Annotated in this window: 19 protein-coding genes; 3 read left to right on the forward strand and 16 right to left on the reverse strand. The window is 45.3% G+C overall.

The window, feature by feature from the left end:
* Nucleotides 1–2: 2 nt before the first annotated feature.
* The 10 genes from purF to fabB all read right to left on the reverse strand — a co-directional run bounded on the left by purF (nucleotide 3) and on the right by fabB (nucleotide 14264).
* Entirely contained in the window at nucleotides 3–1517 is a 1515-nt protein-coding gene (purF, locus tag R7E78_RS00830; RefSeq protein WP_005380592.1) for an amidophosphoribosyltransferase, read from the reverse strand.
* A gap of 36 nt (nucleotides 1518–1553) precedes the next feature.
* Entirely contained in the window at nucleotides 1554–2045 is a 492-nt protein-coding gene (locus R7E78_RS00835) for a CvpA family protein (RefSeq protein WP_005380590.1), read from the reverse strand.
* Between the two features lie 61 nt (nucleotides 2046–2106).
* Nucleotides 2107–2700, reverse strand: coding sequence for an SPOR domain-containing protein (locus R7E78_RS00840; RefSeq protein WP_017820797.1), 594 nt, complete (start codon nucleotides 2698–2700; stop codon nucleotides 2107–2109).
* Nucleotides 2701–2714: 14 nt separating this feature from the next.
* Nucleotides 2715–3977, reverse strand: coding sequence for a bifunctional tetrahydrofolate synthase/dihydrofolate synthase (gene folC, locus R7E78_RS00845; RefSeq protein ID WP_053349561.1), 1263 nt, complete (start codon nucleotides 3975–3977; stop codon nucleotides 2715–2717).
* 46 nt (nucleotides 3978–4023) lie between these two features.
* Nucleotides 4024–4950: an acetyl-CoA carboxylase, carboxyltransferase subunit beta gene (gene accD, locus R7E78_RS00850; protein WP_005380583.1), complete on the reverse strand. Its 927-nt coding sequence runs from the start codon at nucleotides 4948–4950 to the stop codon at nucleotides 4024–4026.
* 197 nt (nucleotides 4951–5147) lie between these two features.
* Entirely contained in the window at nucleotides 5148–5942 is a 795-nt protein-coding gene (gene truA / locus R7E78_RS00855; protein ID WP_005380566.1) for a tRNA pseudouridine(38-40) synthase TruA, read from the reverse strand.
* Between the two features lie 142 nt (nucleotides 5943–6084).
* Nucleotides 6085–10371 carry a FimV/HubP family polar landmark protein gene (locus tag R7E78_RS00860; RefSeq protein ID WP_318057580.1) on the reverse strand — a complete coding sequence of 1429 codons (4287 nt, stop codon included), beginning with the start codon at nucleotides 10369–10371 and terminating at the stop codon, nucleotides 6085–6087.
* 197 nt (nucleotides 10372–10568) lie between these two features.
* Complete coding sequence (locus R7E78_RS00865) at nucleotides 10569–11582, reverse strand: aspartate-semialdehyde dehydrogenase (protein ID WP_005380562.1); 1014 nt, start codon at nucleotides 11580–11582, stop codon at nucleotides 10569–10571.
* Nucleotides 11579–12712, reverse strand: coding sequence for a 4-phosphoerythronate dehydrogenase (locus R7E78_RS00870; protein WP_005380560.1), 1134 nt, complete (start codon nucleotides 12710–12712; stop codon nucleotides 11579–11581). The genes R7E78_RS00865 and R7E78_RS00870 overlap by 4 nt, the downstream gene beginning before the upstream one ends.
* A gap of 340 nt (nucleotides 12713–13052) precedes the next feature.
* Complete coding sequence (fabB, locus tag R7E78_RS00875) at nucleotides 13053–14264, reverse strand: beta-ketoacyl-ACP synthase I (protein WP_005380557.1); 1212 nt, start codon at nucleotides 14262–14264, stop codon at nucleotides 13053–13055.
* A 128-nt stretch (nucleotides 14265–14392) separates the two neighbouring features.
* On the opposite strand from fabB, the gene mnmC reads away from it, so the two are divergent.
* On the forward strand, nucleotides 14393–16411 hold the full coding sequence (mnmC, locus tag R7E78_RS00880) for a bifunctional tRNA (5-methylaminomethyl-2-thiouridine)(34)-methyltransferase MnmD/FAD-dependent 5-carboxymethylaminomethyl-2-thiouridine(34) oxidoreductase MnmC (RefSeq protein WP_253657707.1): 2019 nt from the start codon (nucleotides 14393–14395) through the stop codon (nucleotides 16409–16411).
* 76 nt (nucleotides 16412–16487) lie between these two features.
* Here the strand turns inward: mnmC and R7E78_RS00885 are convergent, their stop codons facing one another.
* The 3 genes from R7E78_RS00885 to R7E78_RS00895 all read right to left on the reverse strand — a co-directional run bounded on the left by R7E78_RS00885 (nucleotide 16488) and on the right by R7E78_RS00895 (nucleotide 17978).
* Complete coding sequence (locus R7E78_RS00885) at nucleotides 16488–17012, reverse strand: NADPH-dependent FMN reductase (protein ID WP_053349557.1); 525 nt, start codon at nucleotides 17010–17012, stop codon at nucleotides 16488–16490.
* Nucleotides 17013–17158: 146 nt separating this feature from the next.
* Entirely contained in the window at nucleotides 17159–17422 is a 264-nt protein-coding gene (locus R7E78_RS00890) for a YfcL family protein (protein ID WP_017635933.1), read from the reverse strand.
* 25 nt (nucleotides 17423–17447) lie between these two features.
* Entirely contained in the window at nucleotides 17448–17978 is a 531-nt protein-coding gene (locus tag R7E78_RS00895; protein WP_053349556.1) for an elongation factor P hydroxylase, read from the reverse strand.
* 332 nt (nucleotides 17979–18310) lie between these two features.
* Between R7E78_RS00895 and R7E78_RS00900 the strand changes: the two genes are divergently transcribed.
* Nucleotides 18311–18934 carry a trimeric intracellular cation channel family protein gene (locus R7E78_RS00900; RefSeq protein ID WP_005380544.1) on the forward strand — a complete coding sequence of 208 codons (624 nt, stop codon included), beginning with the start codon at nucleotides 18311–18313 and terminating at the stop codon, nucleotides 18932–18934.
* A gap of 223 nt (nucleotides 18935–19157) precedes the next feature.
* Here the strand turns inward: R7E78_RS00900 and aroC are convergent, their stop codons facing one another.
* On the reverse strand, nucleotides 19158–20243 hold the full coding sequence (aroC, locus tag R7E78_RS00905) for a chorismate synthase (RefSeq protein WP_031780893.1): 1086 nt from the start codon (nucleotides 20241–20243) through the stop codon (nucleotides 19158–19160).
* Between the two features lie 180 nt (nucleotides 20244–20423).
* Nucleotides 20424–21356 (reverse strand): 50S ribosomal protein L3 N(5)-glutamine methyltransferase, encoded by a 933-nt coding sequence (gene prmB, locus R7E78_RS00910; RefSeq protein WP_005380541.1) that lies wholly within the window; start codon nucleotides 21354–21356, stop codon nucleotides 20424–20426.
* A gap of 62 nt (nucleotides 21357–21418) precedes the next feature.
* Between prmB and smrB the strand changes: the two genes are divergently transcribed.
* Complete coding sequence (gene smrB, locus R7E78_RS00915; RefSeq protein ID WP_005380539.1) at nucleotides 21419–21949, forward strand: endonuclease SmrB; 531 nt, start codon at nucleotides 21419–21421, stop codon at nucleotides 21947–21949.
* Nucleotides 21950–22042: 93 nt separating this feature from the next.
* On the opposite strand, the gene sixA is transcribed toward smrB, so the two are convergent.
* On the reverse strand, nucleotides 22043–22507 hold the full coding sequence (gene sixA, locus R7E78_RS00920) for a phosphohistidine phosphatase SixA (RefSeq protein WP_005380537.1): 465 nt from the start codon (nucleotides 22505–22507) through the stop codon (nucleotides 22043–22045).
* Between the last annotated feature and the right edge of the window lie 286 nt (nucleotides 22508–22793).

Consider the following 22793-nt stretch of genomic DNA (forward strand, 5'->3'; position numbering starts at 1 on the left):
CCCTATGCGCCTTCGTTATGAAGCTCTAGGTTTGCTAAATCCTGTTGGATTTCAAGTTGTGTTTTCGCATCATCATTACGAAGACCATCCAAAAAATCTAGGTATTGTTGGTCAATATCACCCGTTACGTATTCGCCGTTAAACACGGATGTATCGAACTGAGTAATATCTTGGTTTCCAAGACCTACCGCCTCTACCAAATCTTCTAGACGTTGATAAATAAGCGCATCGGCACCAATCTGCTTACAAATTGTATCGTTGTCACGGCCATGGGCAATAAGCTCTGTAGCACTTGGCATATCAATGCCGTATACGTTCGGGAAACGAACTTCAGGAGCCGCTGAGACCATGTACACTTTCTTGGCACCAGAATCACGAGCCATCTCAATAATCTGCTCTGACGTTGTACCTCGAACAATAGAGTCATCCACCAGCAACACATTCTTACCTTTGAATTCCGAACGAATAGCATTCAACTTGCGACGTACTGATTTCTTACGTTGTTGCTGGCCAGGCATGATAAACGTACGTCCAACATAACGGTTTTTCACGAAACCTTGGCGATAAGGGATATCGATCGCTTGAGCGATTTGCAGTGCAATGTCGCAAGACGTTTCAGGGATAGGAATGACAACATCGATATCAAGGTTTGCGTAATCTTCACGAATACGTTCGCCCAGCTTTTTACCCATTTCAACGCGAGCGCTGTATACCGAAATTTTATCGATGAACGAATCTGGACGAGCAAAGTACACGAACTCGAAAATACAAGGGTTCAGCTTAGGATTATCTGCACACTGCTTCGTGTAAAGCTCACCGTCAAACGTTGCGTAAATCGCTTCACCAGGTGCAACATCACGGACGAAATCAAAACCGACCGCATCCAATGCCACCGATTCAGACGCAACCATGTACTCTGCTCTGCCGTTAACTTCACGCTTACCTAAACAGAGCGGGCGAATACCGTGTGGGTCACGAAATGCAATCATACCATGACCAATGATCATGGCGGTCACAGCATAAGCACCGCGAATTGTGCGATGAACATTGGTGACTGCGCGGAATACGTCTTCGGTCGTGACATTTCCTTTTACTGAGTCAATTTCGTGCGCCAGTACATTTAGTAATACTTCAGAGTCTGAAGTGGTATTGATATGACGGCGATCTTTTTCAAACAGCTTCTGACGAACTTCGTTAGCGTTAGTCAAGTTACCGTTGTGGGCAAGTGTAATACCGAAAGGAGAGTTTACGTAGAAAGGTTGAGCTTCTGAAGCGCTTGAACTGCCTGCTGTAGGGTAACGAACATGACCAATTCCGACCTCGCCTTGCAGGCGTTGCATGTGTCTTGCTTCAAATACATCCTTGACTAAACCGTTCGCCTTACGTAGACGAAAACGATTGCTTTCTATGGTACAAATACCAGCGGCATCTTGGCCACGATGCTGTAACACCGTTAACGCGTCATAAATAGACTGGTTTACAGGCGTTGTGCCCACGATTCCAACAATACCACACATGTCCTAATCCTCGATTTGCGACAGTAGCTGGCACTACTAGATAGTGCCAGACAGAAAACTTGATGTTGCTTGTAAATGCTCGAAGAATGGGGCGATGATACGGCTGAACTCAGGGATCAACTGTGAATCTTTCCACCAATCCGAGCTTGGGAATGCAGTAAACGCATCCATAAAAAACAGCACCGCAGAAACAATTAAGACTCCGCGTAGACCACCAAATACAATCCCGAGAATTCGGTCCGTACCTGATAGCCCTGTTTTTTGTACCAGTTGACCAATGACGTAATTCACCACTGCACCAACTACCAAGGTTGCGACAAATAACGCCGCAATCGCCGCTCCGTTACGAAACATATCATCTTCGATGTTGGTGAAGTACACCGCCAATTTGGCATAGTAATTACTGGAGATAAAAAACGCTCCAAACCAAATCACCAAAGACAAAGCTTCTTTAGCAAAACCGCGAACTAAACTGATCAGAGCTGAAAATCCGATCACACCTAAAATGATAAAATCTATCCAATTCATCTTTTCTTCATCTTAAGTTGGCGCGCATTTTAACAGAAAAAATGCTGACGCAAACGTTTTCTTATGGATTTAATGGCTTAAATTTAAGCAATTGACCTTTTGAACCTGTAATTTTTTGTAATTCTTGAACTTGTCGTTCAAGTTTACTTTTTGACACATCAGGGCCAACAATCACTCTCGTAAACTCGTTTTCTTTCTTTGTGTGAGCTTGATAACCACGCTTTTGCAAATCCGCGACAAGCGCGACAGCATTTTCGTGATTCTTAAGTGCCATCAACTGAATGATCCAAGCTGAATCTTCATATTGATTTTTCTCTTGAACAGGACGAGTGACGACCTCAACTTGCTCTGGTTGTTTGATGACCTCAGGTTTAGATGTTGGCGCTGGCTCGGGCTCAGAAACGGCTACTTGAGCATCCTCACGTTCTTGCACTACAGCTTCAACCGGAGAATCCGGTAACGTAATGTCGTCTTCCACTGGCTCTAATATTTCGAAGTTTTCCACATCACTATCAAGTTCTGGTTTGATAGGAATACTGGCAAATTCTTCTTTGTAGTGCAGTTTCTTACCATCTAGCACATCGGGAAGAACAATGACTCCGACTGCGACTAGAATGATGGTGCCGACTAAACGACTTTGGAATTTACTTGCCATCAAAATACCTTTACTTATTTATTATTTGATTGCCAATGTTCCAATACCTCTCCGACGGTATGGAATGAGCCAACCACCAGAATAACGTCTCCTGTCTTTGCGTGGCTTCTCGCACTCTCGAAGGCGTCAACAGGGTTTTCAAAATGAACTTGCCCATCAGGTAAGTATTGGCACAATTCATCAGCGGTCGCCGCTCTCGGTCCAGTAAGCGACGCTGGATACCATTGTGTTGCAACTGGAGTTAGAGCTTCAATGGTTGCTTTAATGTCCTTGTCATGCAGCATTGCAACCACAATATGGATATTCTTACCCAGATATTGTTGCTTCACTCTCTCTACCAAATACTCAGCAGAGTGCGGGTTATGAGCGACATCAAGGACTATTTCAGGTTCGTGATGCAGTACCTGCATACGCCCCGCCAAACGAGCATTATTCAAGCCATTGACAATATTTATGTCAGTGATTTGCAATTCCGAAGCCCCTAGTGCCATCAGTGCAGTGGCTGCATTTTGTAATGGTAGCGATGGGATTGGTAAATCCTCTAACTCAAATGCCCCACTGCTCCATTTCCAACCATTATCAGTTAGTTGGTAATCGTACTGAATACCTACTTGGAAGAACTCAGAACCAATATCGTCAGCATGAGCCGCCACGGTCGCTGGTGGCGTTGGTTGACCACAAATTGCTGGCTTCCCTGAACGGTAAATGCCCGCTTTTTCAAAGCCAATAACATTGATGTCATCACCAAGCCAATCCACATGATCGATCGCTAAGCTCGTAATAACAGAAACATCATGGTCAACAACGTTAGTGGCGTCTAGACGACCGCCAAGTCCTACTTCAAGTAAGACAACGTCAACTTTCTCTACTTGGAAAATACGTAGCGCAGCAAGTGTACCGAATTCAAAGAGGCTAAGGCTAATATCACCACGCTGCTTTTCTACATAATCGAATGCTTCACAGTGCTTTGCATCTACAACATCGACGCCATTAATGCGTACACGCTCGTTGTAACGAATCAGGTGCGGAGAACTGTAAACACCGACTGAATAGCCAGCATCAAGTAAAATGGCTTCCATTAACGCACACGTTGAGCCTTTGCCATTGGTTCCGGCAACGGTGATTACGGTTGGAGCTGGTTTGGTAAGATTGGCTTTGTTTGCTACCGCTTGGACACGGTCTAAGCCTAGATCAATTGCTGAGGAATGAATATTTGCTAAATAATCAAGCCACATCTCTAATGAAGATGTGGCTTGAGGAGTTGGGTTTTGGGTCATCTAACTTTAACCATTAAATTCTTTGGTTTTTATGTTAGTTGATACTTTACCCTTTTTCGTCCGCTTCTGGTACAGAATATGGCTCTTCATTTGGAGATTCGTTAACCGAAACCACCAAAGGAGACTTGTGGTTAGTCATCTTAGCGATAAGACCACCCACACGCTGACGCATTTCACGACGGTCAACGATCATATCAATAGCACCGTGATCAAGTAGGAACTCACTACGCTGGAAACCTTCAGGAAGATCTTCACGTACAGTTTGCTCGATTACACGACGACCAGCAAAGCCAATGAGGGCCTTAGGTTCACCGATGTTGATATCACCCAACATAGCCAAACTTGCTGATACACCACCCATTGTAGGGTCAGTTAGAACAGAAATAAACGGCAGACCTTTTTCTGATAAACGCTCAAGCGCAGCACTGGTTTTTGCCATTTGCATAAGAGACATTAAAGCCTCTTGCATACGAGCACCACCACTTGCTGAGAAACAAACAAGCGCACAGTTATTTTCAATGGCTGCATCCACTGCTTTCACAAAGCGAGCACCAACGACTGAACCCATTGAACCACCCATAAAGGAGAATTCAAACGCACACGCCACAAGCGGCAGACCAAGCAATTCACCCTGCATCACAACTAGCGCATCTTTCTCACCGCTATTTTTTTGTGCAGCAGAGATACGCTCTTTGTATCGCTTAGAATCTTTAAATTTCAGTTTATCCTGTGGCTCAAGTTCAGAACCTAATTCAACTCGATTACCTTCATCTAAAAATGTTTCCAAACGACGACGCGCTTTCATACGCATGTGATGGTTACACTTTGGACAAACTTCTAAGTTACGCTCTAGTTCAGCATGGTATAAAACCTGTTCACAAGAGGTACATTTAGTCCACACACCTTCTGGGATAGAAGCTTTGCGTGAACTTACTAGATTGCTTTTCTCTAAAATCTTTTCAAGCCAACTCATGGAAGACCTTTTCTCTCAACTCTTCCGCTTCATTGCGAAAGATATAAATTCGACATAATACCGACGGATTAAACCATATCTTGCAGCTACTGTAGATAAAAAACTGGTTGTACCTATTTTTGATATCGTAAATAGCGTATGTTTTCCGTTCACATTCAATGTAAACACTACCGATATTTTGAAATAAGTTTGTAAAATTAGTTCAAATTATCTGGTAAAAACAGTGGACCGATCGGCACTTCAGGTAACCCAAACTCTTCTGGGTAGTCTACATCTACCAGGTACAGACCTTCCGCTTTCGCTGTCGCACCCGCTAGTTTGCGATCTTTGGCTTCTAATAACCACTTGATCCATTCAGGACTCTCTTCGCCACGTCCAACTTTTATCAAGCTACCCGTGATATTACGAACCATATGATGCACGAACGCATTAGCTTTAATATCAATAACCACATAGTTCCCATGGCGCGTAACGTTCAGATGCATCAAGTTTCGAAATGGGCTGCGAGACTGACAATGCGCCGCGCGAAACGACGTAAAATCATTTTCGCCAAGTAGGAACTGCCCTGCTTCATGCATTTTTTTCTCGTCGAGCTCACCATGATAGTGACTAACCCCCGAGTTTAGGATGCCTGGACGTAAAGCATGATTGAAAATAATGTAACGATAACGGCGAGCTGTCGCTGAGAATCTTGCATGGAAATCATCTGAAACTTCCTTAGCCCAACGAACCGCTATATCGCTTGGCATGTTCGCGTTTGCGCCCATGGTCCAAGCTACCATTTTTCGAGTAACGTTGGTATCAAAGTGCACAACTTGTCCCGTGCCATGCACGCCTGCGTCTGTCCGACCAGCACACTGAACTTCAACTGGGTGATTAGCGACGACGGACAATGCTTTCTCTAGCTCTTCTTGGACACTTTTCACTTCTCTTTGGCGCTGCCAACCAAAGTAGTTTGTACCGTTGTACTCGATACCTAATGCGATTCTCATCTTAACCTTCGAACTCTAAAATGGGGCGGGAAGTATATACTCAAGTCACCTCAAGTTGCCAGTTTCACCAAGGGTGACATAAAGGTAGCATCCTACTAACGGGACACAAAAAGGGTAGCAAACGCTACCCTTTTGTTTCGGTTTATCGGCCATTAATGGCGTCAATCAGGCTTTTTGCTTCGCGGCGAATATCATCCTCACCGTAAACAATCGCCTCTTCTAGTAGTTTAATCGCCCCTTGAGAATCGTTCATCTCGAGATAGATTTTAGCCAAATCCAGTTTCCCAGCCGCTTCAGCATTGCTATCTACGTCAATATCGCCGATCTCACCGATAACATCTGGAAACTCGTTCAATCCGACATCGAGCTTAAGGTCTTCTTCTTCGAACTCACCACCTTCTCTGTCGACCTGAGCCATCAATTCATCAATCGTCATAAATTGATTTTTCTTCGGGTCGAAGTCATCCAAGTCGCTTTGCTCTGCCCAGTTTTCTTGCGCGATCTCTGGCTGACTTAGTGCATCACTCGAATTCCAAACATCACGCTGGTCCTCAGGCACTTCTTCAGTAGAACTTACGTTATCAGCAGCGGGTTTAAAGCCATCCCAATCATCTCCAACATCAAGCATGGTTTCAAAATCCATACCTGCACTTGCGATGGTGTCACTGTCTAGTTTACCTTCAAATACTTCTGAGTTTGCGTCTTCCGCAAGAAGGTTAGCCATTGATGATTCATCATCCAAATTACTGAGCGGCTCACCCTCTGTCGCTGTTGGCTGCACTTCTGGGTCAGTATCAAAGCCGTTTTGCTGCGCAAATACTTCAAACAAAGCATCATGATCGTTATCGGCTTGAATAGCTGGTCTCGATGTCTCTGCTTCAACCTTAGGGCTCTCTGGCGCACCCTCGTTCATTGACGCGAGAACATCTTCCTCATTGAACTCTGGAAGATCTTGGTCGTCAAAACTTAACTCTTCATCCTCACCGGAGATTGGTTCTATATCTGCAGTCTCAGAGCTCGGTAATTCTGGCTCTTCTTCCATCGACGCCAAGGCATCTTCTTCGCTGAACTCTGGCAAATCGAGCTCATCAAAATTGAACTCTTCTTCGGACTCAGCTGGCAAGTCGGCTTCAACCTGTTCTGGCTCAACGGACTCGGACGTTTCTAACGCAGGTTCGCCAGCCATAGACGCCAGTGCATCTTCTTCACTGAACTCTGGCAAATCGAGCTCATCAAAATTGAACTCTTCTTCGGACTCAGTTGGCAAGTCGGCTTCAACTTGTTCTGGCTCAACGGACTCGGACGTTTCTAACGCAGGTTCGCCAGCCATAGACGCCAATGCGTCGTCTTCACTAAACTCAGGAAGATCCAGCTCGTCAAAATTGAACTCTTCTTCGGACTCAGCTGACAAGTCGGCTTCAACTTGTTCTGGCTTAACGGACTCGGACGTTTCTAACGTAGGTTCGCCAGCCATAGACGCCAGTGCATCTTCTTCACTGAACTCTGGCAAATCGAGCTCATCAAAATTGAATTCATCTTCTGATTCAGCTGGCAAGTCTGCTTCAACCTGTTCTGGCTCAACGGACTCGGACGTTTCTAACTCCGGCTCATCCGTCATAGACGCCAATGCGTCTTCTTCACTAAACTCAGGAAGATCCAGCTCATCAAAATTGAACTCTTCTTCGGACTCGGTTGGTAAGTCAGCTTCGACTTGCTCTGGTTTAACGGACTCGAACGTTTCTAACTCCGGCTCATCCGCCATAGACGCCAATGCGTCTTCTTCACTAAACTCAGGAAGATCCAGCTCATCAAAATTGAGTTCATCTTCTGAATCGTTGGTCGACTCAGTTTCCGGCTCCAATTCAGGTTCATCCAGTAGCCAATCTTCTTCTTGTGGAACACCGAATTCATTTTCTATTGTATTTGGTGTCGGTGTGAAGGCTGGAGTGTCTTCCTCTTGCTCAACGTGAGGCTGTACCTCAGCATCGGACTCCACGTATGGTTCTTGTGTTGAATCAGTATCGGTAGCCTCTTGTTGTAGTGATGAAGCTTCCTCTATCTCCGTTTGTGTTTTTTCAACTTGCTGCGGTAAATCGTCTTCACTATCAAATAGAGCGTCAAGTTCAGCAGAAAAATCCGCTTTTTCTTGTTCTGTTGGCAGAAGTTCTTCACTGTCTGACTCAAATAGGTCGTCTAGCTCGCTCATTAAAGGATCATTCTCTGGTGAGAGGTCCTCTAAATCACCAAGAAATTCATCGCTGCTAAATGGCTCTGAAGCAGCCTCTGGCTCGGTTAATGGTTGATCTTTTGCAGCGTCTGGTTGGCTTTCACTTAATAAAGCGTCGATGTCCAATCCAGACTCAATGTCCTGATCTTCATGAGTTTGTTCTGACTCAACTACGGAAGATGGCTTTTCGTCGGCGTCTGATTCACCAAAACCAAGTGATTTCAGTAACTCTTCCTCTTCCGATTTATTCTGCTCTGGGCTCTCGTCCTCTCGAATCAGATCATCAAACGGATCTAAATCAGCTTCAGTCTCTTCATCAAGTTCAGAGGTAACATCATCAATGAGTTCATCCAGTAAGTCTGTGCTATCTGCGTCTAACTCTTCGATCGAGTCATCACCTTCAAAACCAGAGATTGCTTCTAGCTCGTTTAGTGGATCAAACTCGTCTGTGTCATCTTCATCAAAATCAATGAGTTCATCGAGTAGCTCTGTACTGTTTTCATCTAGAACAGGACCTTCATTGGCGTCAGCTTCTCGAACTTCCGATTCACTAGCCGGTTGTTCATACTGGGCCAATAGCTTATCGATATCGTCGTCAGATGCCTCTCCAACACTAAAGTCATCATCCGAAACGGGCTGTTTTAACTCAGGCTCATCAGTATCTAAATCGAAGTCATCGTTGCCAAGTTCAGCAAACAAGTCATCAAGCATATCCTGGTCGACAGTGTCACTTGGTAACTCTTCTGACGGCTCATCGGCTGCAAGTAACTCGGCAAATGCGTCGTCTGAAAGTGAGTCTGATTTCTCATTCGTATCATCCGAAAGATCGAAGCCAGACTCATCGTCATCGAGCACTTCTAGTTCTGGAGCAACCTCATCTAAGGCTCGCTCCATTTCTTCTAAACCAAGCGCTTTTTCTTCGCCGTTGACTTGGATACCATTGTTCGATGATTCAAACTCATCCAGACCAACATCTAGGTCACCGTCATCGCCAATATCTGCAAATGGGTCATCGTCCCCTTCCAGATTGAAATCAAGTTCTTCATCGTCGAGGTTAGCAAAGACGTCTTCTTCTAAATCTGACTTCTCTTCTTGTAAAGACTGTGTGTTGATATCTTCATCTGCAAACAATTCATCATCAAGCGTGAGCTCTTCATCAAGCTCATCCGCCGCCGCTAAACCGATTGGCGCCGCAAGAGGATCAACGTTTTGCTGTTCCTGTGCAGCCGCATCTTCCTCTTTCGCTTTAGAGCGTCGACCAAGAAGCATAACAACTAGCAACGCAATCAAAGCACCAGGAATTAATGCCGCAAGACCAACAAGCCAACCATTCGACAAAATTTTGTCCATGGTGCTTGGTTGCATGCGTTGTTGTTCAGCAAGGCGCTGGCGTTCTTCAGCAAGCAGCTTCTCGACTTCCGAGCGAATGCGTTCTTCGTCATTCAGCTCGCTTTTCAAAGTTTCGACTTCGCTTTGCACTTCTGACAGCATCAATCGAAGACGATGATTCTTCTCTTCTAATGACTCTAATTCACTTTGTGAGCCTTGAAGTTTGTCCTTTAGCGCACTGACCTGCTTTTCACCCTGCGGAGAGGTGGTTACTGGTGGCGCAGGGATGACGGGTATTGTTTTCGGAGTTGGTTTTGGCTCCGTTGCTGCCACTGTCTCTCGCTTAGCCGCAGGCTTGGGTTCTACTTTAATTTGTGGCTTTGGTTGCTCGGTGACTCGTTGTGCTGGCGTCGCTCTATTTGTCGGCTTCGGCTGTTTTAACTTAGCTTCATGCGCCTTCATAATCGCAACAGCTTGCGCTGTGGTCGCGCTTTGCACTTGCTCTAGAGAAGGTACTCGTAGCCGACTACCTGGGATCAATTCATGAATGTTTTGGTTCTCAAACGCTTGAGGGTTAATTCGGTAAATGGCAAGAAGCGTTTGTTGAACGGTAACACCGCGTGAAGGTCGTAATTCTGAAGCGATCGACCATAGTGTTTGATTTTCACCAGTCGGACCAAAGAAACGTGACGGTTGAGTATTCGCAGGAGGAGCAGGTAATGCTCGCTCAATATCTTCAGCATAGCTCGGAGATGATTGCACTTCACCAGACGGTCCAACAAGACGAATTCCTTCGGCTTGAACCACTGATGATGTCTGAGTCGCGCTCATCAACACAAGGGCTGCTAACAAACGCTTATAATTTTGACGCATAGAAGGCTCAGTTTTGTGCTAAATACAATTTGAAATGGTGATCGGTTAAATATATCGGATATCGCATGCAAAACTATAGCGTTGAGAATAAAAAATGTGTGGCTCTCGCCATATTCGTACTAATCTCACACTATTTTGTTTCGTTCGTACAAAAAAGCCTCGCACTGTGCGAGGCTTTGAAATGAATTGTAAACGACTTAGTAGTAATCGCGGATCAGAACTTCTGCGATTTGCACCGCGTTAGTTGCCGCGCCTTTACGCACGTTGTCAGCAACAACCCACAGGTTTACTCCGCTATGATGGCTGATATCGTTACGGATACGGCCAACCATTACATGATCTTTACCGCCCGCATCGCGAACTTGTGTAGGGAAGTCTTCACCGTGGAACACTTCGATACCGTCAGTTTGTTCAAGCAAGTTAACGACTTCTTGTGCATCGATAGGTGAACGAGTCTCAATGTGGAGTGCTTCTGCGTGACCGTAGAATACAGGAACACGTACACACGTTGGATTGACTGTGATTGATGGATCGTTAAAGATCTTCTGTGTTTCCCACACCATTTTCATTTCTTCTTTGGTGTAGCCGTTTTCCATCATTTGATCGATTTGTGGAATACAGTTAAACGCGATCTGTTGAGAGAATTGCTTCTTGTCTGCAGGCAGACCGTTTAGCAGCTTCGCCGTTTGACCTGCTAGCTCATCAATACCCGCTTTTCCTGCACCAGATACCGATTGGTAAGTTGATACGTTAATACGCTCAATGCCCACCGCATCGTGAATTGGTTTTAGTGCCACCAGCATTTGGATGGTTGAACAGTTCGGGTTCGCGATGATGTTACGGTTACGAAACTCTGCAATCGCTTCTGGGTTTACTTCTGGCACAACAAGAGGAATGTCGTACTCGTAACGGAAGTGTGATGTATTGTCGATAACAATCACGCCTTCATCAGCGGCAATTGGAGCCCACTTGGCTGATAGCTCACCACCAGCAGAAAACAGTGCGATATGCGCTTGAGACCAATCGAACTCTTCTACGTTTTGAACGCGTACCGTTTTACCATTGAAGCGGTAAGTCTTGCCTTCGCTGCGCTCACTCGCGAGTAGGAAGATTTCGCCTACTGGGAATTTGCGCTCTTGAAGCACATCCAAAATTGTTTCACCGACCGCACCGGTCGCACCTAAAATGGCAACATTATATTGCTGGCTCATTGACTTACCTCAATCTGAAAACCTAGTTCTGCTAATGGAGCAAGGTTACATGTTTTGTTACCCACTAGCGTGACAGCACTGTATTCACGGCGATCCCAGTAGTTTTTACGCATCAGGTCAAAAGCGCCTGGCTTACTGATTTCACGGCGGAAAAGAGCGTCATCTCTACGCACATCATAGATTAACTGCGTGATGTTATGCAGTGTTGCTTCGTCCCAAGCTCTGTCCAATACCATAGTAGGAACAGGCGCGGTTGGCAGTAAATCGCTGGCATGCGCACGTAATTCGTTATTTAAGAACTCACAATAGCTGTTGAAAATCATCGTCGTACCGCGAGCTTTCCCTTCCAAGCCGTAGCCTGCAACGTGAGGGGTTGCGAATGCTAGCAGAGGCAGAAGCTCCATATCAACCTCTGGTTCAAATTCAAATACGTCAAGTGCCGCTGTAAAGCCATCGTTTTTCAAAAGACGTTGCTTCAAAGCAGCGTTGTCAACGATGGGACCTCGAGCCGCGTTAATCAAAATTTGATCGCTGCGGAGACCATTTAACACCTTCTCATCAATCAAATGATGCGTTGGGTATGGGCCATCTTTGGTGATTGGCGTATGTAGTGTAATGATGTCTGAGCTTTCAATCAGTTCTGTCAACGGAGTAAAGCTACGAGGATCACCAGCCTCTTGTTTGAATGGGTCATTGATGAGAACTTTAATACCCATGCCTTTCAAACATTTCTCTAGGTAGCTACCTACTTGGCCTGCACCAATAATACCTACCGTCTTGTCAAATACCGAGAAACCTTGTTGCTGAGCGAGCACCATCATCACGCTGAACGCGTATTCCGCTACACCCACTTTGTTACACCCTGGCGCAGCAGTGAAGAAAATGCCTTTCTCTTTTAAGAGTGCTTGGTCAACATGATCCATGCCTGCCGTGGCCGTACCAACAAACTTCAGCTTGTTTGCTTTGCTGATCAGGTCAGCATTCACTTTGGTGACTGAGCGAATCATTAGGGCATCAACATCCACTAAATCATCGGCGGTCAGTGTACGACCTGGTTTTAGAATTACGTTACCGAGTTGGCTGAATAGCTCTTCAGCATACGGCATATTTTCATCAACAATAATTTTCATAGCGCCAGCGTTCTAACATCCATTTGTAAGAGTTCGTTTATTCGCAAGATGCGAAACTAAAGCGATTGTGCCCTTTTCCCGAAAAATCTCAAGATATAACACCAATAAACCTCAAGGAGGTAACTCCTATAGAATCGATTGACGGGAAGCCTAGAGAAAAGCAGAAACAGAGAAAAGAAAAAGCCCGGCTAAATAGCCGGGCAAAGTTCCAGAACAAAAGGATCCTATCCCGCTCTCCATGGGATAGAGTCTGCGTCTGTTCGATCAGTGTGACTGATCAAGCTCTGGAAACTGGATTGTTGGCGTTTACAGTACTCTCGCAAGGCGCCAACAAATTCAGTTAACCTTGGTACTTTTTAATAACCAAAGTTGCGTTTGTGCCGCCAAAGCCAAAGCTGTTTGACATTACGGTCGTTAGCTCTGCATCACGTGCTTCTGTCACGATGTCCAGACCTTGTGCTGCTTCGTCCAAGTTTGAAATATTGATGCTTGGAGCAATGAAGTTTTTGTCTAGCATAAGTGTTGAGTAAATTGCTTCGTGCACGCCCGCTGCGCCGAGTGCGTGGCCAGTCATTGCTTTTGTTGCAGAGATTGCAGGGCTGTTCTCACCAAACAATTGTTGGATAGCACCAAGCTCTTTCACGTCACCAACTGGTGTCGATGTACCGTGCGTGTTGATGTAATCCACACCATCAACGTCTTGCATCGCCATCTTCATACAACGAATTGCACCTTCACCTGATGGCGCTACCATGTCGTAGCCATCTGATGTCGCACCGTAACCTACGATTTCACCGTATATTTTCGCGCCACGTGCCAGTGCGTGCTCTAGTTCTTCAATAACCAGCATGCCGCCGCCGCCCGAGATAACAAAACCGTCACGGTCTGCATCGTATGTACGAGATGCTTTGTCTGGCGTGTCATTGTATTTGGTTGACAGTGCGCCCATCGCATCAAACATCATAGTTTGAGACCAATCTAGCTCTTCGCCGCCACCAGCAAAAACAATATCTTGTTTGCCTAGTTGAATAAGCTCCATAGCATGGCCGATACAGTGTGCAGATGTTGCACATGCAGAGCTCATTGAGTAGTTCACGCCACGAATCTTAAATGGCGTAGCAAGACAAGCAGAAACAGTAGAAGACATAGTACGAGGAACCATGTAAGGACCAACTCGCTTTACGCCTTTTGCACGCATCGTGTCTGTCGCTACCGTTTGATTGTATGCAGAAGCACCGCCAGAACCTGCAACGATACCGGTACGATCGTTTGAAACCTGTTCTTCTGTAAGACCAGCGTCTGCGATTGCCTGCTCCATTGATAGGTATGCATAAGCAGCCGCATCACCCATAAAGCGCATCTGCTTACGGTCGATGTGTTCCGCCGGGTTGATTTTTAGATCACCCCATACTTGCGAACGAAGACCGTGTTCTTTGAACTGCTCAGATGCAGTGATGCCAGATTTGCCCGCTTTAAGAGACGCTAGAACTTCTTCGACGTTGTTACCGATACTTGAAACAATACCCATACCGGTGATTACGACTCGTTTCATTATGACATTCCTATAATTCAAAAATCCGCTAGATGATAACTAAGATAGTCAACAAAAGTGGTCAGCTTTCCCATAAATTCGTACAATCGCCCCATTCTTACCGCGCCAAATCACAAATTTGCACCATTATGACTTCAATAAAAAACGCAGAACTTGGTTGGAACGAAGCTGGTACTCCGGTTTCAGACCAATTTGATGATGTTTACTTCTCTAACGTAAACGGTCTTGAAGAGACACGCTACGTTTTCTTAAAACAAAATCATCTCCCAGAAAGATGGCAGGAATTTGACCAAAGACGTTTTGTCATTGGTGAAACCGGATTTGGCACGGGATTAAACTTCTTAGCAGTATGCCAGTGGTTTAGTGAGTTTCGTCGTCAGCATCCGGACGCAACATTGAAAGAGCTGCATTTTATTAGCTTTGAAAAATACCCATTAAGCAAAGCCGATTTAAAGAAGGCGCATGAAGCTTGGCCTGAGCTAGCTGAATACGCGGAAAAGTTACAAAAGCACTACCCTGCCGCTGTGCCGGAGTGTCATCGCATTGTTTTAGAAGACGGCGCAATCACACTCGACCTTTGGTTTGGTGACATTAAAGACTGCATGCCGCAAGTTCCATACAACGAACAAGGTTTGATTGATGCTTGGTTCTTAGATGGATTCGCGCCAAGCAAAAACCCAGAAATGTGGAACCAAGGCCTGTTCAACAACATGGCAAAGCTAGCCAAGCAAGATTGTACAGTTGCCACGTTTACCGCAGCAGGCTTTGTACGTCGTGGTTTGAACGAAGCTGGCTTTACAATGAAAAAGGTGAAAGGTTTCGGCACTAAGCGAGAAATGATCGCCGGCTCTATGGAGCAACGTGAAAAGCAATCGAACCATCTCCCTTGGTTCAATCGCTCAGCATCTAGCAATCTTGATTCGATTGCCATCATTGGTGGTGGTATAGCTAGCGCGGCGTTAGCGAAAACGTTAGTTCGTCGTGGCCAAAACGTCACCCTTTACTGTAAAGACAAACAACCAGCCAAAGGAGCTTCAGGCAATCGACAAGGAGCCGTTTATCCACTGCTTAATGGCCCGCACACGGGCGTTTCGCGTGTGTTTGCTCCTGCATTTTTGTTCGCACGTCAGTTTGTTGAACAAGCAGCACAAGAGATCGATTTTGATCATGACTGGTGTGGCGTAACTCAGTTGATGTGGGATGACAAATCCACAGACAAACTGGAGAAAATGCTTGCGGGTAACTTCACTCCAGAGCTCATTCAAAAGCTGTCCGCCGAGGAAACTGCGAACACTATCGGGTTACCTATTGATATGGCGTCTGTGCACTACCCAATGGGAGGGTGGCTGTGCCCTGCCGAGTTAACTCGCGGGTTAATTAAACAATTGGAGAAGACGTCGTTACTCTCAACGAAGTTTGAACATCTTGTTGAGGCATTAGATTGGGATGAAAAGCGTCAGCTCTGGCTACTAACGGCGAGTGGTCAAACATTTGAGCACTCAACGGTTGTAATTGCGAACGGCCATGAGTTCCAGACATTGAGTCAAACCGCTTCCCTACCAATGGGACAAGTGAAAGGACAAGTCAGTCATGCGCCAGCAACCGAAATGCTGAGTCAGCTAAAAACGGTGTTGTGTTACGACGGTTACATGACACCTGTTAACCCAAGTAATCAACACTTGTGTATCGGTGCAAGCTACGACCGCAGTCACCTTGACTACGAATTTGATGAAAACGCCCAAAAAGATAATGCGGAAAAGCTAGTGAAATGTGTACCGAATCAAACATGGGCAAAAGAGGTAGATATCACTGGTAATCAATCTCGCCAAGGTATTCGTTGTGTTAGCCGAGATCACTTACCATTTGTCGGGAATGTGGGTGACTTTGAGACGATCAAAACGCAATATGCCAACTTACAAAATCAAAAAGCAGAAGAGGTAGAAACCATTCATCAGTACCCTAACCTATTCTGCTTCTTAGGTTTAGGATCTCGTGGACTGAGCTCTGCACCATTATTAGCTGAAGTGTTGGCCTCCCAGATCTGTGGGGACCCGCTGCCATTACCGGTTGATGTATTGACCGAACTTCACCCAAGTCGAATGTGGGTTCGTAAACTAAGAAAAGGCAAAGCCATTACCGAGCTGTAAGAGTATTCTCTCGTTTTAATTCCCGACACAGATACGTGTCGGGAATCGCTAACTCACTAAGTTGCTCGTACTGAGATTACTTCAGCAGTGCAACTGCCTGTTTCACTTGCTCTGCCACTTCTGGGTTTACAACCTTACCCGATTCCACGTCAAAATTTTCGTAGAAGCTCGGCACAGATAACGATGCCTTTACATCCGCGCCAAAAAATTGTGCAGAACCTGTCGCCGCCGCAAGAACACTTTGTGCACCACCGGGACCTGGGGAAGTTGCTAAATAAACGACAGGTTTGTTTTGAAATACATTACGCTCAATGCGCGTCGCCCAATCGAACAAGTTTTTATAGGCCGCTGGGTACGAACCGTTATGCTCTGCGAAGGAAACAACGATAGCGTCAGCCTCCGCCAAGTCACGTAAAAACGCGACAGCCCCTTCAGCTTGACCTATTTCTTTCTCTTTGTCCTCGCTAAACATTGGCGCTTGATAATCGTTTAAGTCTAGAACATTCACTTGAGCGCCTTCGACTTGATTTGCTGCGTATGTAGCAAGTAGTTTGTTGATTGAGGTAGAGCTGGTAGATGCACCAAATGCGACAATTTTCATGGTTGTAATCCTTTGTTCACGTTTTGTGCTGATCAGAATAAAAGTTGAACAGTTTCGCTACAACCACAAAAATTTTATGAAGAGGTTCGAATTTTTCGAAGTAGTAAATGACTAGGATTAAATAAAGGGAGAACGCTGCTTAGGGACTAAGCCTGAGCCTGGAGCTCTTGCCACAAATCACTGACAATCACGCGATCGGCCGGGCTTAACTCGGTACGCGCATTTTCTAAGCTGCTCTCAATGCGTGACTTCAGCTCAGTAATATCGCTAATCCCTTCTTCTTCACAAGACGCCGCGGATAAAGAGATGTGACCACGTAAATAACCACCAGCAAACAATTCATCGTCAGATGCTGTTTCAATTCGAGCATCAATCAGTTCCAGTAGTTTTTCTTCAAATTCAATAATCATGGTGTATCTCTGAGGTTATTAATGGTTATTTAACGCAAAAGTCCGACGCTTCCAGTGGCTTAGTTTGATAAAATGCGCGCAGGGCATCAGAAAGCATTTTCACTCGCAAAGGCAAGCCTACGTCCAAAATACCCAGCACTTCTTTATGTACTTTTTGCATAAAGCCGAGCCTATCTGGTTCAAAATCGCCGTGTAGATTGTCACAACTCACCGTAAAAGGGAAGCCAGCGCTTTGTGCCAGAATCCATTCATAAGCTTGAGGTCGCACTTCAACTTTCTCAAACTCCGCTTGAACTTCTGCTGTTCGCCCATCGGGTTCATACCAATAGCCAAAATCTTCCAGCAAACGACGCTCTGGACCAGCCACACACCAATGCGAAATCTCGTGTAAAGCAGAGGCGTAAAAACCCCGAGCAAAAATAATCCGATGATGAGGGTGTTCATCATCAGCAGGAAGATAAATAGGCTCATCACCACCTAACTCTAATTTCGTATTAAATTGTTCTAAAAAGGTGTCATTAAAAATGGTGATTAAGTCTTGGTATTCGTGGGTCATCGTCGAGTTTGTACTTCAGTTTGACATGCGCTGCATATTGTCGCTGTTTTTAGCTATGAGGTAAAGGCAACCCCACATTTTTGGTTATTAGTTGAATTTATCTGAACATCGCTTTCTCCATACAATTTCTCATTCGTCAGCGTACTTATTTACCACTACACTCTCGCCTTATTTTGATGCCGTTCAAACCGCTATTTTTAAGCCGTTTGATTACAAGCATGTTGCTGGTTTTAATCACTTTTTAAGAGAGATAGAACCGTTTGTAAGTGTTGTTACTTCGCCTACGCTGATTCTCGTAGAACGTAGTGACTTTTTACGTTGAGTGTTTCCCTATGTTGCTAAGTGTGTTGTATATCATTGGTATCACGGCTGAAGCCATGACAGGTGCGTTAAGTGCTGGTAGAAGAAAGATGGACTGGTTTGGTGTTATGTTGGTGGCCAGCGCAACGGCCATTGGTGGTGGCACCGTACGTGACATTCTATTAGGCCACTACCCTCTTGGTTGGGTAAAAAACCCAGAGTTCCTTGCAATTACGTGTGTTGCAGGTGTGCTAACAACAGGTTTAGCGAAATGGGTGATTAAGCTAAAAGGCCTGTTCATTCGCCTTGATGCGTTAGGTCTAATCGTATTCAGCATCATCGGAACAAAAATTGCGATGGGCATGGGCTTGCACCCTGGTATTTGTATGGTTTCAGCGTTAGTAACGGGTGTATTCGGTGGGCTACTTCGCGACTTAATCTGTCGCCAAACACCATTGGTACTGCATGAAGAGCTTTACGCTTCTGTCGCTCTTATCGCATCAGGAATGTACTTAGCGCTATTAGAGTTCAATGTTCCCGATGTCACTGCCACTATTATTACACTGGTTACTGGTTACATGTTGCGTATGGCTGCGGTACGCTTTAAGTGGCGTCTGCCTTCTTTCCATTTGGAAACCGAAGGCTCGATTCATTAAGCAAAAACTACTTAAACAAAAAAGGTTGCCTGATACAATTGTGCCACCCGCGATTCAGTGAGTGGCATAATTTTATATTCAGTCATCCTGAACAGCGACGAAGGAACATGATTCAGGATCTATTATCCGAGCACTCTGTTGTCAGAGATGTTTCTTTCTCTTTTCATCGCGCTGAAATTAGATTCCTAGTCTCGCTATAGCTCGCTGGAATGACACAAAGCTCTTAAATCTTCGGTGTTTCAGTTGTTACGCCATGGTTTTGACCACGGTGGCGTAGTAAATGATCCATCACCACAATTGCCAGCATCGCTTCTGCGATAGGCACAGCACGAATACCCACACATGGGTCATGACGACCTTTGGTGATCAATTGAGTTGGTTCACCTTCTTTTGTGATGGTCTCACCCGGCACAGTGATACTTGATGTTGGCTTAAGCGCAATGTTTGCGACAATGTCTTGACCAGTAGAGATACCACCAAGAATGCCACCCGCATGATTACTACCAAAACCTTCAGGAGCAAGCGTATCACGGTGCTGACTGCCTTTTTGGTTTACCACCTCGAAACCGTCTCCGATTTCCACGCCTTTCACCGCGTTGATGCTCATTAGTGCGTGCGCGATGTCTGCATCCAAACGGTCAAATACGGGTTCCCCAAGACCAACAGGCACGTTAGTTGCCACAACCTGGATTTTTGCGCCAATAGAGTCGCCTTCTTTTTTCAGGTCACGGATAAGTTGGTCAAATGCTTCTACTTTGTCAGCATCAGGGCAGAAGAATGCATTGTTCTCGATTTCGTTCCAATCTACCTTGTCGATAGATACATCACCCATTTGTGACAAGTAAGCACGAATCTCAACACCAAACTCATCTTTTAAGTATTTCTTCGCGATTGCACCAGCAGCCACACGCATTGCGGTTTCACGAGCTGAAGAACGGCCGCCACCGCGATAGTCGCGGATGCCATATTTTTGGTGGTAAGTGTAATCAGCATGACCCGGTCTGAACTTATCTTTGATGTCAGAGTAGTCTTTTGAGCGCTGATCGGTGTTTTCAATTAGCAAACCGATCGATGTGCCCGTGGTTTTGCCTTCAAAAACGCCAGAAAGAATTTTAACTTCATCCGGTTCACGACGTTGTGTGGTGTAACGTGATGTGCCTGGACGACGGCGGTCGAGATCGATTTGTAGATCTGCTTCTGTAATTTCCAACCCCGGAGGACATCCGTCTACGATACATCCCAGTGCGATACCGTGACTTTCCCCGAATGTCGTCACTCGGAAATGTTGTCCGATACTGTTTCCTGCCATTACTTCCTCAAGTTTTTATCGCCACGCTCTCTCAAAACAGAGCATAGCTGCTTTCCAATTCTTCGTGGATTCATAGTGGCTTTATTACGTTTTGATGTAAAGAGTTAATATCGGCGAGGTATGCATAAAAAAAACACCGAGCATAAAGCTCGGTGTTTTGATGTTTAGTGCAAGACTCTATTAGTCTTTGTACAGTTTAAACTCTTCTGCACACTCAACCAGCTGGTCACGCGTTAGCATAAATACGCCATGACCGCCGTTCTCGAACTCAATCCAAGTAAATGGAATCTCTGGGTACTGTTCCATCATATGAATCATTGAGTTTCCGACTTCACAAATAAGAATGCCGTTATCTGTTAGATAATCTGGCGCGTTAGCTAGAATACGACGCACAAGTTTTAGACCATCCGTACCCGCAGCTAAACCAAGCTCAGGCTCATGCGTGAACTCATCTGGCAGGCTGTTCATGTCTTCTTCATCCACATATGGTGGGTTGGACACGATTAGATTGTATTTCTCTTTTGGAAGATCACGGAACAAATCAGAGCGAATTGGGAACACTTGCTGCTCCATGCCGTGATCTTGTACGTTTTGCTCAGCCACTTGTAGAGCATCTGTAGAGATGTCGATAGCATCCACTTCTGCTTCAGGGAAAGCGTGCGCACAAGCAATCGCGATACAACCAGAACCCGTACATAGGTCCATGATGCGCGTAGGCTCTTCCACCAACCAAGGTTGGAATTCCGCTTGAATCAATTCGCCGATAGGAGAGCGTGGCACAAGTACACGCTCATCAACGAAGAACTCAAGACCGCAGAACCATGCTTTGTTTGTTAGGTATGCTGTTGGCGTACGCTCGTTGATGCGTTTTACTACGCGCTCAACAATACGCAGACGCTCGCTTGTCGTTAGGCGAGAGTTCAATACGTGCGGAGGCACATCAATCGGCAAGTATAAGGTTGGCAGGATAAGCTGAACTGCTTCATCCCACGCATTATCAGTACCATGACCGTAAAACAGGTTCGCTGCATTAAAGCGGCTTACCGTCCAACGAATCATATCTTGAAGGGTATGCAGCTCCGATACCGCTTCTTCTACAAAAATCTTATCCAAAATTGCCTCCGAAAAGCGCTACAATACTGCCAATAAAGTTTATTAATGAAATTGTTTACCTAATGAGCAAAAAAGACACCGAGAACGATGACGATTTCGCCTTGTTTCAGGAAGCAGTACAGGGCGTAAAAAAGTTGCGACAGGATACCATAATCCAGCAACCAAAAAAAAATACTAAGCAAAAAGAAATCAAGCGCTCCAACCGTGAAGCGAGTGACTCTGAATTTTACTTTTCAGACGAGTTTGTCCCTCTATTAAACGATGAAGGTCCAACTCGTTATGCACGTGACGACGTCTCCACTTATGAAGTCAAACGTCTACGTCGTGGCGTGTATGTACCGGACGTGTTCCTCGATATGCACGGCATGACACAGCAAGAAGCAAAACGCGAGCTTGGTGCGATGATAGCCTATTGCATCAAAAACGAGATTCATTGTGCGTGTGTGCAACATGGTATTGGGAAACACATCCTGAAACAGAAAGCCCCACTTTGGTTAGCACAGCATCCTGACGTTATGGCTTTTCACCAAGCGCCACTAGAATTTGGTGGTGATGGTGCGTTGTTAGTGTTGCTTTCTATTCCTGAAAAGTAACAGGCTTGCTGTAGACACTAAACGAAAAGGCAGGGATCTCCTGCCTTTCTTATTCTGTCTCTAATTTGCAAACGCTTATTTTGGTTTAGACACTTATGGCGTAATATGCCAAAGCACTTCACCATTTTGTGTTTGTAAATCATATTCAATGCACACTAGCCCTGATGTAGGAAACATCGGTGGTGTCATGTCTTTTACAAACTCTGAAGTCAGATAACCGACCAAAGGCAAATGCGATACGAACAAAAGCGAGTCCAATTGTTCGACTTCGATTAATGCACTTGCGAAATCGAAGACATGCTCGGACTGGCCATAAGGTGTAATATCTTCACAAGTTTCAATGCTTTTTGCAGAGAAATACGCACTGATCTCTTGCCAAGTTTGTTGAGCTCTAATGTACGGACTCACCAACACTTTATCGAATTGCGCAAAACCCTGTTCTTTACAGGCTCTCGCAACCGCTTCTGATTCGACTCTGCCTCTTGGGGTCAATTGTCGTGCTGCGTCTGAATCTGCAAAATGCTCGGCTTCACCGTGACGCATGATGAATATTTTCATGTTATTTCCTAGGGATAGCTAACGCTACCAAAAGGTTGACTGCTATCTTTATTAGATAGACGGGGCTAACTTTAACAATGACGAAACAAAAATACTGATATAATTATCTGTTCATTATACCAATTCGCTTGTTAAAGATAGCGACTTTCTTAACAATCTATTAAAAGAATGTACTCAGTTCATCACACTATTTAACTGTGCAATGAGTTCAGAGCATTCACTCAAACAGTTCTTCCCCATACGCAAACGCGATGGGCCTGTGCAGAAGTCTACGAATAACAAAAAT

It is taken from the genome of Vibrio sp. YT-19(2023), assembly GCF_033337395.1.

Coding starts and splice junctions, on each gene's coding strand:
- purF (WP_005380592.1), bottom strand. CDS start 1,517: ATGTGTGGTATTGTTGGAATCGTGGGCACAACGCCTGTAAACCAGTCT.
- R7E78_RS00835 (WP_005380590.1), bottom strand. CDS start 2,045: ATGAATTGGATAGATTTTATCATTTTAGGTGTGATCGGATTTTCAGCT.
- R7E78_RS00840 (WP_017820797.1), bottom strand. CDS start 2,700: ATGGCAAGTAAATTCCAAAGTCGTTTAGTCGGCACCATCATTCTAGTC.
- folC (WP_053349561.1), bottom strand. CDS start 3,977: ATGACCCAAAACCCAACTCCTCAAGCCACATCTTCATTAGAGATGTGG.
- accD (WP_005380583.1), bottom strand. CDS start 4,950: ATGAGTTGGCTTGAAAAGATTTTAGAGAAAAGCAATCTAGTAAGTTCA.
- truA (WP_005380566.1), bottom strand. CDS start 5,942: ATGAGAATCGCATTAGGTATCGAGTACAACGGTACAAACTACTTTGGT.
- R7E78_RS00860 (WP_318057580.1), bottom strand. CDS start 10,371: ATGCGTCAAAATTATAAGCGTTTGTTAGCAGCCCTTGTGTTGATGAGC.
- R7E78_RS00865 (WP_005380562.1), bottom strand. CDS start 11,582: ATGAGCCAGCAATATAATGTTGCCATTTTAGGTGCGACCGGTGCGGTC.
- R7E78_RS00870 (WP_005380560.1), bottom strand. CDS start 12,712: ATGAAAATTATTGTTGATGAAAATATGCCGTATGCTGAAGAGCTATTC.
- fabB (WP_005380557.1), bottom strand. CDS start 14,264: ATGAAACGAGTCGTAATCACCGGTATGGGTATTGTTTCAAGTATCGGT.
- mnmC (WP_253657707.1), top strand. CDS start 14,393: ATGACTTCAATAAAAAACGCAGAACTTGGTTGGAACGAAGCTGGTACT.
- R7E78_RS00885 (WP_053349557.1), bottom strand. CDS start 17,012: ATGAAAATTGTCGCATTTGGTGCATCTACCAGCTCTACCTCAATCAAC.
- R7E78_RS00890 (WP_017635933.1), bottom strand. CDS start 17,422: ATGATTATTGAATTTGAAGAAAAACTACTGGAACTGATTGATGCTCGA.
- R7E78_RS00895 (WP_053349556.1), bottom strand. CDS start 17,978: ATGACCCACGAATACCAAGACTTAATCACCATTTTTAATGACACCTTT.
- R7E78_RS00900 (WP_005380544.1), top strand. CDS start 18,311: ATGTTGCTAAGTGTGTTGTATATCATTGGTATCACGGCTGAAGCCATG.
- aroC (WP_031780893.1), bottom strand. CDS start 20,243: ATGGCAGGAAACAGTATCGGACAACATTTCCGAGTGACGACATTCGGG.
- smrB (WP_005380539.1), top strand. CDS start 21,419: ATGAGCAAAAAAGACACCGAGAACGATGACGATTTCGCCTTGTTTCAG.
- sixA (WP_005380537.1), bottom strand. CDS start 22,507: ATGAAAATATTCATCATGCGTCACGGTGAAGCCGAGCATTTTGCAGAT.